The 12,835-nt window shown below is 59.9% G+C and carries 9 protein-coding genes; 8 read left to right on the top strand and 1 reads right to left on the bottom strand.

Annotation, left to right across the window (positions count from 1 at the left end; all coding sequences use genetic code 11):
* Nucleotides 1-16: 16 nt before the first annotated feature.
* The 3 genes from MM194_RS00725 to MM194_RS00715 all read left to right on the top strand — a co-directional run bounded on the left by MM194_RS00725 (nucleotide 17) and on the right by MM194_RS00715 (nucleotide 3,148).
* A complete protein-coding gene (locus MM194_RS00725) occupies nucleotides 17-1,660 on the top strand; it encodes a hypothetical protein (RefSeq protein WP_033132480.1) in 1,644 nt (547 codons plus the stop codon).
* A 148-nt stretch (nucleotides 1,661-1,808) separates the two neighbouring features.
* Complete coding sequence (locus tag MM194_RS00720; protein ID WP_241342323.1) at nucleotides 1,809-2,312, top strand: M48 family metallopeptidase; 504 nt, start codon at nucleotides 1,809-1,811, stop codon at nucleotides 2,310-2,312.
* An 80-nt stretch (nucleotides 2,313-2,392) separates the two neighbouring features.
* On the top strand, nucleotides 2,393-3,148 hold the full coding sequence (locus MM194_RS00715; protein WP_161785844.1) for a DUF2927 domain-containing protein: 756 nt from the start codon (nucleotides 2,393-2,395) through the stop codon (nucleotides 3,146-3,148).
* Nucleotides 3,149-3,297: 149 nt separating this feature from the next.
* Here MM194_RS00715 and MM194_RS00710 read toward each other — a convergent pair whose 3' ends face one another.
* Nucleotides 3,298-3,552, bottom strand: a complete 255-nt coding sequence (locus MM194_RS00710; RefSeq protein WP_033132477.1) for a DinI family protein — start codon at nucleotides 3,550-3,552, stop codon at nucleotides 3,298-3,300.
* 812 nt (nucleotides 3,553-4,364) lie between these two features.
* On the opposite strand from MM194_RS00710, the gene brnQ reads away from it, so the two are divergent.
* From brnQ to MM194_RS00685, 5 genes are all read left to right on the top strand, one after another.
* Nucleotides 4,365-5,684, top strand: coding sequence for a branched-chain amino acid transport system II carrier protein (brnQ, locus tag MM194_RS00705; protein WP_241342322.1), 1,320 nt, complete (start codon nucleotides 4,365-4,367; stop codon nucleotides 5,682-5,684).
* Nucleotides 5,685-6,330: 646 nt separating this feature from the next.
* Nucleotides 6,331-7,038: an oligogalacturonate-specific porin KdgM family protein gene (locus tag MM194_RS00700; RefSeq protein WP_241342321.1), complete on the top strand. Its 708-nt coding sequence runs from the start codon at nucleotides 6,331-6,333 to the stop codon at nucleotides 7,036-7,038.
* Between the two features lie 633 nt (nucleotides 7,039-7,671).
* On the top strand, nucleotides 7,672-10,032 hold the full coding sequence (locus MM194_RS00695) for a hypothetical protein (protein WP_241342320.1): 2,361 nt from the start codon (nucleotides 7,672-7,674) through the stop codon (nucleotides 10,030-10,032).
* A complete protein-coding gene (locus tag MM194_RS00690; RefSeq protein ID WP_033132472.1) occupies nucleotides 10,029-11,102 on the top strand; it encodes a glycoside hydrolase family 88 protein in 1,074 nt (357 codons plus the stop codon). Before MM194_RS00695 ends, MM194_RS00690 begins: the two co-directional genes overlap by 4 nt.
* A 37-nt stretch (nucleotides 11,103-11,139) precedes the next feature.
* A complete protein-coding gene (locus MM194_RS00685; RefSeq protein WP_241342319.1) occupies nucleotides 11,140-12,783 on the top strand; it encodes an alpha-glucoside-specific PTS transporter subunit IIBC in 1,644 nt (547 codons plus the stop codon).
* Nucleotides 12,784-12,835: the final 52 nt, after the last annotated feature.

Genomic DNA, 12,835 nt, shown 5'->3' with positions numbered 1-12,835 from the left:
CAGCCACAGGTCATCCATGAATAACAGCATCCGTTTTACCCCACAACGCCACAATCCGGGGCTCAAACCACTGGTTGTCCTGCTCACCGCCCTGATGGCACTGCTGTTTTGCCTGCGCAACCCGCTGTTTCATGGCATGGCACCGGGCTTCGATGCCTCGCTGTTCGCGGTCATGGGCAAGATGTGGAGCGAGGGGGGCGTGCTCTATCGGGACATGATCGACATCAAGGGCCCGATGATCTTCGCCCTCGATGCGCTCGGCTATGGGATGGGTGGCTTCTTCGGGATCTGGCTGCTGGAGTGGGTACTGTGCTGGCTGGGGCTGCTCGCCAGCTGGCAAGCCTTTGCCCAGCTCGGCCTCTCCCTGCGGGCGCGGCTCGGCAGCATGCTGGCACTGCTGGCGCTCTATGGCACCCGCTATTACTACGGCAACATGACCGAGGACTGGACCTTCTATCTGGCCCTCATCGCCCAGTGGGCCTTCATCACCCTGCTGCTGGACAAGCGCTTCAGCTGGGGACCGGCACTGGTGGCGGCCGTCACCTTCGCCATCGTCGCCTGGATGCGCACCAACAACGGCGCCTTCTGGGGCGCCTGGTATCTGGTGCTGTTCTGCCACTGGTGCCTGCGCGAGCAGTGGCGCTGCGCCTTTGGCCTGCTCCTCTCCAGCCTGCTGGGGTTGGCGCTGGTCGGCGGCCCGCTGTTTGCCTACTTCCAGCACCATGGTCTGCTGGCCGAGTTCCAGTATTACGCCTTCGGCATCTTCTTCGAGGGCAGCTACGGTAACGGCTTCTCTCCCGAGGTGGGCGCCGTCGGCCTGCTGCGCACCGGCCTCATCATGCTGCTGCCCGCCTTCATCGTGCTGATGCTGACCAGGCGGCAGGAGTGGCACCTGCCCGTTCTGTGCGCCACCCTGCTCGGGGTGCTGTTTACCCTGGTCGCCAACTCGGTCTCCGGCCATGTGTTCGATCACTACGATGTGCTCTATCTGCAACTGGGCCTGCTGCCCCTCGCCTGCCTGCTGGATCGCAGCGAGCAGCAGACCGATGCCCTCGGCCTGCTCTGCATCTCGCTGGTGGTGCTGACGGCCAGCTGGCTGCTGGCCCAACAGCTCGGCTACGGCTGGAGCACCAAGGAGTGGTCGCTGGAACGGGTGCGTGAAGTGCTCGGCAACAGCCTGCTGTGGGCCCTGCCGGTGCTGATCCTGGTGCCCCTGTGGCGCGCCTGGGATGTGCGCAGTGCCACCCCCTGGCTCGCCTCGCTGGCCATGCTGGCCCTGCTGCTCAACAATGCCTGGGAGGGCACTCTCAAGGGCAGGCCGTTCAACCCGCCGGCCCAGGTGCGGGTCGACAGGATCAAGGCCGAGACCAGCCCGACCGACAAGATCTGGGTCGATGGCATCCAGCCGCAATACTACCTGTGGACCGATCGCCAGCCGGCGTCCGCCTACCTGTTCTTTGCCAACGTCAACCCGCCCTACGACGTGCGCGAGCGAGTGCTGGCCGATCTCAAACGCCAGAACCCCAAGTTCATCATCGCCAAGCCGGAGCGGATCGCGGCTGAGCTGAAAAAGCCGAGCTCCCCCTCCAGCCTCGCCTTCTATCAATACCTGACGGAGCGCTATGAGGAGGTTGATCCCGGCCTCTATCGCCGTCGCTGAACCGCGTATCCCGACTGACAAGCAAGAGAGGGCCGTCATTGGCAACGATGACGGCCTTTTTGTCGGTTATGAGAAGACGCCAGCGGTGTTCAAACGGCCACATCATGACTACAATGGCGCTCTTTTTTCGTGTGGAGGCTGAGAAATCATGGCGGAACTGACCTATCTGGGGGGCTATCCAGACCCGCTCAAGGCTCAGGTACAGCAGTTGATCGCGGCTGGCAAGCTCGGCGACATGCTGGCCAAACGTTACCCCGATACGCACCTCATCCAGAGTGACAAGGCGCTGCTGACCTATACCATGGAGCTGAAGAACCGCTACCTCAAAAGCTCCTCCCCCCTTTCCAAGGTGATCTTCGATGGCAAGATCAACGTGATCAAGGATGCCCTCGGGCTGCACACCTATGTCAGCCGGGTGCAGGGCAACAAACTCAAGGCCAAGAACGAGATCCGCATCGCCGCCCTGTTCAAGGAGGCCCATCCCGCCTTCCTGAAAATGATCGTGGTGCACGAGCTGGCCCACCTCAAAGAGAAGGATCACAACAAGGCCTTCTACCAGCTCTGCCAGCATATGGAACCGGACTATCATCAACTGGAGTTCGATCTCAGGCTCTGGCTCACCTGGCGCGACCTTGAGCGCACCAGGGGCTGAGTCCCCGGTTGCAAGGAGGCAACATGAATCCATGGCGACACCCCGCGCGGCAAGCTGGTCATCTCGTCTGGATCTGCCGGATGCTGGGCCTGTGGCTGCTCTCCCTGCCCGCCTTCTCAGCCGAGCGCTGGCAGAACGATGACTACCTGATCCAGAGCTTCTTCGAGGTCGCCATGAAGCGGGAATACGGCCACGAGCAGCATGTGCGTTTCTCGCGCTGGCAGACCCCCATTCGCCTCAAACTCATCAACGAATTTGGCGACAAGCCATTACAGGCCGAGGTGGTCAGGATCCAGAGCCAGCACCTGGCCAGGATCACCGGCCAACCGATCCGGCTCGTCAACGACAACCCCAATCTCACCCTCATCATGACCCGGCACAAGCAGATGGCGCACTGGGCCAGCCGCACCATAGGCCAGGATGGCTCGGTCAAGATCGCCCTCAAGGAGGGGATCTGCCTGGCCAACTTTGCCACCAATGCCGCCTATGAAATCACCCGCGCCACCGTCATCATTCCGGTGGATTACAGCCGTGACAAGGGGCGCTTCCTGGACTGCGTGGTGGAGGAGCTCACCCAGATCATGGGCTTGCCCAACGACTCGGACAAGGTGTTTCCCTCCATCTTCAACGACCACAGCGTCGACCGTTTCCCGACCGGGCTCGATTACGTGCTGCTCAAGCTCGCCTATCACCCGGCTCTGCATGCGGGCATGAGCGCCGACGAGGTACGCACCGCCCTGCCCATCGCCATCAAGGCCCTGCGCAGCAACGGCGACATCGCCCAGGCCAACCAGCGGGTGCAACAAGACAGTCTCAAACAGTGGGCCGGGCTCTGAACGAGCCGGCGGCGTTGCCGAGCCATTCCTTCACCCACTGACACCGACCACGCCACCAACAAAAAACGCAGCCCCTGGCTGCGTTTTGTTTGATCCGGGTAGCACCGCACATCCTGTGCAGACACTGTCATCTACCACGACTATCCCGTTCAGGCGTCGGCGTTTTCCGCCTCGGGCATCCAGCTGTCGGAATTCTCCCACACCTCCTGCACCATGGCCTCCGCCCGCTCCCTGTCTTCCTTGCTGGCGCGGCTGACCGTCAGCGCCATGGCGCTGCCCGGCGCGACCCGCACATGCAAGTCGGGGAACGGCTCGCCCAATTGCTTGAGCAACTCCTGCCGCAGCGCCTCCATGGTTGAAGTGGGGATCTGATGTTTCTTGTCGATGATGATTTCCAGGCGCATAGGATAGCTCTCCATGATTTATAACTGTATTTTTATACAGTTATTGTCAAAAGTAAAGTGCCCGACCATCTCCCCGGTAATGACTCATGCAATGCCTCGACCCGAGGCGTATTTTCTGCCTCCCAAGAGCCAAATCTCCCCCAGGAATAGGCAGTTTGACCCCATTTCTCAGTACCGGAAAAAAAACCATAAAAATGCGAGCGTCCCTGAAATCTGCCGATCGCTTGGTGGCCAGATCGCACATCGCCGCGACAACTTGCCCGTGATCGGCAAGAGCAACCCAGCGCCAAGGCGTGCCAGTGCTGAGTCTCCGGCCTCCACAGCCTGAGTGGTTTTTCACCCCAAGACTCGCAGTCCTTCCCGATTGTGCAGACATCTGCCCTCAGACTTTCCACCGTGATTCGCCTGCAGGCTGACGCAAGCTGCCAGATGTCTCCGATTGTTCACTCCCGCGGGTACTCCCTCTCTGCAGGATTCAGACGATAATCCCGCAGGATGGTTTCATAGCAGCTGAATAGCGAGGCAGAGCACCCCAGAAGAGGCCCTCTTGTGGCAGTCTATAAGATTGAGGTTTTATGAAAAACCAGCATCATTCTCTTTGTTTAATTTATTACCCAGTGAAATATTTTTGATTAATCCATGGCACTTGCCTTGCCACGCGATAATCGATTTACTTGCCACCCGCCGCCACGGCGAGCGATATAAAACCAATAAATATTTTCCCCTGATTTCTCAGGATGATTATTCCGCAGACACAGATTGCTACAGTTTTTTTGACGGCAGCAGCACTTTCAGACAGGTATGACACACCAATGAAACAACAATTAGCACCCAAAGATATCGTCGCCTTGGGATTTATGACCTTTGCGCTCTTCGTCGGCGCAGGCAACATCATCTTCCCCCCCATGGTCGGTTTGCAGGCCGGTGAACAAGTCTGGACCGCCGCGCTGGGCTTCCTGCTGACGGCGGTCGGGCTACCCGTCTTGACCGTGATCGCGCTGGCGCGGGTCGGCGGCGGCATAGACGCCCTCAGCCTGCCCATCGGCAAGCGGGCCGGTGTGCTGCTGGCCACCGTCTGCTACCTGGCCGTCGGCCCGCTGTTTGCCACGCCGCGCACCGCAACCGTCTCCTATGAAGTGGGTCTGGCCCCCTTCTTTGGCAGCGATGCGACCCCGTTGCTCATCTACAGCGTCGTCTACTTCTCCCTGGTGATCGGCATCTCCCTCTACCCGGGACGGCTGCTGGACACGGTCGGTCATGTGCTGGCACCGATGAAGATCCTGGCGTTGTCGGTACTCGGCCTTGCCGCGCTGCTCTGGCCCGCGGGTGGCACCATCCCCGCCACCGAGGCCTACCAGCAACTCCCCCTCTCCAACGGTTTCGTCAACGGCTACCTGACCATGGATACCCTGGGGGCCATGGTGTTCGGCATCGTCATCGTCAACGCAGCCCGCTCGCGGGGCGTCGACAGCGCCAAATTGCTGACCCGCTATACCATACTGGCCGGTCTCATCGCCGGCGTGGGCCTGACCCTGGTGTATCTGGGCCTGTTCAAGCTGGGTGCCAGCAGTGGTGAGCTGGTGCCCAATGCCCAGAATGGCGCCGAGATCCTGCATGCCTATGTGCAGCACACTTTCGGCGGCATGGGCAGCGCCTTCCTGGCCCTGCTTATCTTCATCGCCTGCATGGTCACCGCGGTTGGCCTGACCTGTGCCTGCGCGGAGTTTTTCTCCCGCCACCTGCCGTTCTCGTATCGCACTCTGGTGTTTGTGCTCGGGGGCTTCTCCACCCTGGTCTCCAACCTGGGGCTGAGCCACCTGATCCAGCTCTCCATCCCGGTGCTGACGGCCATCTACCCCCCTTGCATCGTGCTGGTGCTGCTGAGCTTCACCCTGCGCTGGTGGAACAATGCCTCTCGCATCGTCATCCCGACCATGCTGATCAGCCTGCTGTTTGGCATGATCGACGGCATCAAGGGCTCGGCACTGGCCGGCATGCTGCCCGAGTGGAGCCTGCATTTGCCGCTGGCAGAGCAAGGCCTCGCCTGGTTGCTGCCCTCCCTGCTGGGACTGATGCTGGCCGCCATCTATGACCGACTGCTTGGCCGTGAGTCTGTGACTGTCTACCAGTAACATAACCACAGAATGTAACGGGGGCAGACAAGCGCCCCCGTTACAACGCCCCCCCGGATCACCTCTCGCACTGCGCTTGCAACCCTCCCCCATCCCAGCAACATTTCCCTGACCCAACGTTCGCCCCCTTGACACGAATCCTTGCGGGCAGCAACACCTCAGCTAGCCCTCTGAAATTAACCCCCTGATCCCAATCCAGGATGCCATTGGCGGCAGCCTCATCCTCTCGCCATGGACAACGGAGGCCACCTTGGGCCTCTTGTTGGCAGACGTTCGACGCCCAGGCCCTTTCCCATGCTTTGCGGTCGCACAGATGCCATAGAAGACCCCATTGAACACAAAAAGAAACGCCATTTCATTTTATGTAGACGAAGGTCTCATTTTTCATATGTCATCCTGCCACTATCATTGCAAATGAAACGCCAAAAACATTATATTTGAACCGTTGTTTTGAAAATCAAGATTCGCAGAATGAAATGTGCTCATACGCACCTCAAACCGGTAGCGTCCCTGCACTTCATCACCACTGTCGCGACTTGGTGTTCAACTACGACCTCAATGAGTCCAGCCTGGATTGGTAGCCATGCAGCGCGCTATCTGACTTGGACCACCATTAGCCGCCGTTTCATAGGATTGATCGAAAGGTATGAAGTTAAAATTTGCATGTGCCGCCATTGCCGCCTGCTCGGCGCTCACCAGCATGAATGCCAATGCATGGAGCCTCAATTATCGCCACGAGTTTCTGGAGAAGCAGGATCAACAGAGCGATCGCCTGGTAGTATCACATCGTTTCGATAATGGCTGGGGCTTTGGCGTAGAGTCCAAATTTACCAGCGGGGGTGAGGGAGAAGGGGCATTCGATGAACTCCACACCACGGGAACAGAATATGATTTGAGCTACCTTGCCAAGCCCAGCGATAAATGGTGGTGGGAGGCTGGATTCAATACCGAGATCACGGATGACGTGCAAGATCTGCGTGTTCATTTCAAGCCAACTTATTGGATAAACGAGAACTTCTATACTGCCGCGCGTTTCCGGGTGGGTCAGCGTAATTATGTTGACGAAATGAACAAGGAAAATGGTCACTATTTCCAGTTGAATTATTATCTCGGCTATAACGCGGAGAACTGGTCCATCGCCTACGACTTCGAATATAAGAAGCTCGACTACCCTGATTTCAATGGTGAAGACTATTCCTATCTGAATAACGTCACCATCCGCGTCCCTATTAACAAGAACTGGCGTCCGTTTACCGAGATTGGTTATGTCTCCTACAACGATCCGACCGATGACAGCCCCTACCCCAACGATTGGCAGTGGCGCTGGCGTGTCGGGGTTGAGTACATCTTCTAAGCAGGGTCGGCTCGTTCAGGAAGGATTGACGCTCGTCGCATGCAATCCGGCATAAAGAGTCATTAGGGCCAGATATTCATGGAATGGTGACCGCCGTCATCGCAAAAAATAAATTCCGCGAGGCAAGCACAAGCAGGCATTTAATGAATCCTGTTTATTCGAAGCCCCGCCTGGCGTTTATTGAATACGTGCAGTGGATCACAGGATGCCGGTTTATCCGATATTGACTTGGCCTCACCCCGTTATCGGCTGTTATTCGTCGTTATGCCTGGGTTCAGAAAAGATCCTGGGAGGCAGTATCTCAACTTGTTATTCACCTCACAGTTCGAGATGAGCCGCTGAACGAGTAGTAAAAGGATATGTCAAAGGGGCAATGAATATCATCCCACGAAGATGAGACTCACCGTCGCCTGACATAATCCTTGCCTGTTCAAGGTGACCGGTGATCCCCCGTTAATAGCGGAGGGATTACCGCGTCATCAATATAAATAGCACCTCATGGGTGTCAATAGCTTCAAGGAGTGTTGTATGAAGCTTGGAAGTTGGGTGCTCGAGCCAAATTCGGCACTCACGCGTTTTTGTGTCTCAGCTCCCCGTGAGGAGCGATTCGCCGAGTTCTTCACCGGAGAAACCATGGACATGACCATGGACTATCGGTTCCAGAACGGCGGGGGGCCGAAAGAGGATGCCTTCTGTCGGCAGATCTTCCGCCAGCAGATGGCCGAGCGGACAGTGGATCCGGCACAGATCCTGCCACTGACCCAGGTCAGCTTCACTGGCGAGGGGGATGTCGTCTCCTTCTCCTCCTTCAATCGCCTGCCGTTTCATGTACAGCGTTGGCTGGAGGTGGAGTTGCACGCCGATGAGGCAGGCACCTATCCATTCCGGCTGTCGACCTGTGGCGGCGCCCGCCTCTGGTGTGACGGCGTGGCCGTTGCCAGATTTACCCCCTTCACCCGCAACAAGATGCAGAGCCTCGATGTGGCGTTGCCGCTGCGGGCGGGAAAAAACAACCTGCGGATCCACCTGGAGGAGCTGTTCGAGCGCGATACCATCTTTGCCCTGCAGCTCGTCTACCAGGGTAAGGTGTCGCTGGGTGTCTCCCTGCCCGGCATAGCCGCTCCCGTACTCGACGACCTGACCCGCTTGGCCGCCAGCATGCGCCCCGAGCTCGCGGCCTGGCACAATCAGGTGCGGATCCGCCTCGGTGACGCCTCCCCTGCCCGTACTGTCCGCCTGCATGGCGAGATCCATGGCATGGGCAACGACAACTTCAGGCCCCGCCGGGTCGACTTCGGTGAACTCGCGGCGAACAGCCAGGCGTTGACCCTGACCCTCCCCGCCGAGATTGGCCCCGCTCACTACCAGATAGTCCTGACCCTGAGCTGCGACGGTGTCAGCCTCAACCGCAGCTTCGGCGTCAACCTCATGGCCGAACCCTGCGCGGCCGGGACCGAGGCTAGCCTGCCAGCGCGCAAGCAGCAGGCCCTGCGTTATACCGCGCAACACGGTATGGATAGAACCGCCCGCCTGCTGGCCATGCTGCACTGCGGCGAGATCACGGCCGACGCGGAGCAACTGCTGCTCGATACCCTGAAACGGATCAGCGCCCGCGAGGATTGCTCCGACTTCTCCCTGGTGCCGCTGCTCTGGATCTGGTGCCAGCACGAGGGTGAGCACTTCCCGGCCACCCTGTGGCGGCGAGTGCGTTCTACCATACTCGGCTACCGCTACTGGCTGGATGAGCCGGGCAACGACGTGATGTGGTTCTGGAGCGAGAACCACACCCTCTGCTTCCACGCAGCCCAGTATCTGGCTGGCCAGATGTTCCCGAATGAGCTGTTCCTGGCCTCCGGTCGCAAGGGCGAGCAGCAGCGTGCCCTGGCTGCCCAGCGCCTGGGTCTGTGGTTCGATGCCATCGAGGAGCACGGCTTCGTCGAGTGGAATTCGGCCCCCTACTACCCGGTCGACTACATAGGTCTGTTTGCCCTCTATCAGCTGGCGGACGATGCCTGGGTGCGCGAGCGCGCCAAAGGACTGATCGATCGGCTGATGCGGCTGAGTGCCCTGCACTACCAGGCGGGCATCGCCACCGGCACCATGGGCCGGGTCTACGAAAAAGAGCTGCTGGCGGGTGTGCTCACCGAGCTGTCGGCCTACGGCAACGTCGCCTGGGGCGGTGGCTGGTATAACCGCAAATGCGCCTCACTGCCGCTGTTCTGCGCCAGCGATTACCAACCGCCGGTCGAGGCCGATGGTTACGCAACCCTGCACCAAGGCTCGCTGTCGGCCCATTACCAGTGCGGCGGCGGCAAGATCGTCGTCTGGAAGGAGCCGGGCGTCAGCCTCTCCAGCTGCGTCGATCACCACAGCGGCCAGCGGGGCCACCAGCAGCATCTGGTGGATCTGCAGTTCGCCTCCAGCCATGACGCCAAGCTCTGGGTCAACCACCCGGGCGAGGCCGAGCCCGGCGGCGAGAAACGCCCCTCCTACTGGTCCGGCAATGGCGTGTTGCCGCGGGTGATGCAGGTGGAAAACCGTGTCCTGCAGCTTTATCAACTGGCCGAGGACGAGCCCTTCCCCTGGACCCACCTCTATCTGCCGGCCGAGGCCTTCGATCGGGTGATCACCACCCCCCACAGCCGTGTAGTGCGGGCGGGGAATGCCTTCGCCGCCATCGGCTGCTCGGCACCGCTACAGGCGGTGACCGAGGGCATGACGGCGGGCTGCGAGGTTCGCGCCTACGCCCGTCAGGTGGCCTGGTATATCGAGATCGGCCACGGAGATGAGACAGCCTTCGCCGCCTTCTGTCAGCGCATGGCGACCCTCGAGGTACGTCTGATGGAGGGTGAGACCGCCATCGCCAGCACGGCGCAAGAGGAACTGATGCGCCTGAGCTGGCAGGGTGACTGCCTGGTCAATGGCGTCTCGCACGTCTTCCCCGCCGAGGCGGGATCTGACCCCATCGTGATCTACCGTGGAGAGGCACAATGAAACCACACGCACTGATCCCCACCCTGGAGCGGGTGGTCCATGGCTTCTGCCAGTTGAAAGGTATGGGGGAGCTGACCGCCAGCCAGGGTCTGTCCATCCAGTTCGAGCAGTGGGAATGGGAGGTCGGCGTCGGTCTCTACGGCTTCTGGCGCTATGCCGAGCACAAGGGCGACGCCGAGCTGCAAGCCTCCCTGCTGGCCTGGTACGAAGGGCAGATCACCAAGGGGTTGCCTGCCATGCAGATCAACACCACGGCGCCCATGATCACCCTGGCACTGCTGGCGGGCCACAGCGGCCGCGCCGATCTGCGTGAAGCAGTCAGTCACTGGGCCGACGATCTCCTCGCCAACCTGCCCAGAACCGAAGAAGGCGGCTTCCAGCACGTGGTCAAGGAGCAACCCAATACCGGCCAGCTCTGGGACGACACCCTCTTCATGACCTGTCTGTTCCTCGGTACCGCCGGGAGAGTGCTGGAGCGGCAAGACTTGATCGACGAAGCCGTCTATCAGTTTCTGCTGCACACCCGCTACCTGAGCGAGCCCAAAAGCGGCCTCTGGTATCACGGCTGGACTTACCTCGGTCGGCATCATTTCGCCGAGGCTTTCTGGGCCAGGGGTAACGCCTGGATCACCGTCGCCATCCCCGAGTTCATCGATCTGATGGGGGAACATCTGGATGCCGGTACGAGGCGCTTCCTCACCCAAGTCGTGGCGCGCCAGGTGCGCTCCCTGTGTGAGCTGCAGGCCGACAACGGCATGTGGCACACGGTGCTCGACGATCCCGACTCACCGCAAGAGTCCTCCGCCACGGCGGGGATCGCCTACGGCATGCTGCGCGGCGTCCGTCTGGGTCTGCTCGATGAGAGCGTGATTGAGCCAGCCCTGCGGGCGGCCCGGGCGGTATGGCAGCGCATCGATGAGGGCGGCATCGTCCTTGAAGCCTCCAAGGGAACCATGATTGGCCACGATCATCAGTACTACTGCGACATTGCCATGGCGCCCGTGCCCTATGCCCAGGCGTTGACGATGTTGCTGCTGCTCGAGCTGGAGCAGGGCCAGTGGTTGGCCTAACAGTTTTAGTGTTGTAATTACTCGGAGAAAAAAATCAATGTCCAAACGGAACTTTATGGGGGCCTTCCAGACTTTTGGCGGTGCCATGGCGGTCCCCATCGCCTTCCTGCCCTTCACCGGCTTGTTGCTCGCCTTCACCGGCCTGCTCACCATGCCCGATATCATGGGCGATCTGGCCCATCCCGACTCCAACTTCTTCAAGGTGATGACCGTCATCAAGTCCGGCGGTTGGACCATCTTCAAGAACTTCCCGCTGCTGTTCTGCATGGCATTGCCGGTGGGTCTGGCAAAATCGGCACAAGGGCGCGCCGCTCTGGTCGCCTTCTTTGCCTACATGGCATACAACTACTTCACCAACAGCATGCTCACCTTCTGGGGGCCCGAGTTTGGGGTCGACTTCAATCAGGAAGTCGGTGGCTCAAGCGGCCTGGCACTGGTGGGGGGAGTCAAGACGCTGGATACCAGCATCATCTTCTCCCTCATCATCGGTGGCGTGGTGACCTGGATCCACAATCGCTTCTTCGAGAAGAGATTGCCTGACTACCTCTCCATCTTCCAGGGCATGAGTCTGGTGTTCATCATCGCCTTCTGCACCATGCTGCCCATGGCGTATCTGACCTGCCTGATGTGGCCGAAGGTACAGGTCGGGATCAATGCCATGCAGGGCTTCTATGTCGAAGCCGATGCCTTCGGTATGTGGATGCTCGCCTTCGTGGAACGGATCCTGGTGCCGACCGGTCTGCACCGTTTCGTCTACTTCCCCTTCTTCTTCGGCCCGGCCGTGGTCGACGGTGGCCTCTACACCCACTGGATCGAGAACGTCTCCACCTATGCGGCCTCCACCGTGCCTCTGGTTGAACAGTTCCCGGCTGCCGGTTACTCCCTGTACGGCAACATCAGCGTGTTCTGCTCCCTGGGCGCCGGTTTGGCCATCTATGCCACCGCCAAGAAGAAGATGAAACGCAAGATCGCCGCCCTGGTGATCCCGGCCATCATCACCGCCATGGCCGTCGGTATCACCGAACCCATCGAGTTTACCTACCTCTTCGTGGCCCCCGTGCTCTACCTGGTCAACGCCCTCATCGGCGCGACCCTGTGCGTGGCGCTCTATCTGTCCGGTGTCGTCGGCTTCATGGGCGGTGGTCTGAACGACATCATCCTGTTCAACTGGGTCTTCTATGCGAAGAACCACACGCACCTGATCTGGATCCACCTGGCCTTGGGCTTGGGCTTTGCCGCCCTCAACTTCTTCGTGTTCCGCTACCTCATCCTGAAGTTCAACTTCCTGACCCCGGGACGTGGCGATGATGAAGAGGAAGATGACGTACGCCTCTACTCCAAACAGGATTACCGCGACAAACAGGCTGGCAAGGGTGTGGCTGGCCAGGAACCGGATCGCCTCAGGGCCGCCGCCATCCTGCGCAGCGTAGGTGGCTGCACCAACATCGACACCATAGGCAACTGTCAGACCCGTCTGCGCCTGGTCGTGAAGGATCAGGCCCTAGTGCAGGATGACAAGGCCCTCAAGCAGGCTGGCGCCCTTGGGGTGATGCGCACGGGCAAGAACTTGCAGGTAGTGGTCGGCCTGTCAGCGCCTCTGGTTCGCGAGTATTTCGAGCAAGAGGTCAACAAGGAACGGGCCGCACTGTCGGCACAGGAAACCCCGTTGCCGGCAGCCTGATATTGACCTGACAAACCAAAGAATGGCCATGCCAATCCCTTGTCGGGGTGGC

The sequence above is a fragment of the Aeromonas sp. MR16 genome (assembly GCF_022549315.1).
In the GTDB taxonomy this organism is placed as follows: domain Bacteria; phylum Pseudomonadota; class Gammaproteobacteria; order Enterobacterales; family Aeromonadaceae; genus Aeromonas; species Aeromonas aquatica.
This window is presented reverse-complemented; position numbering and strand designations above follow the sequence as displayed.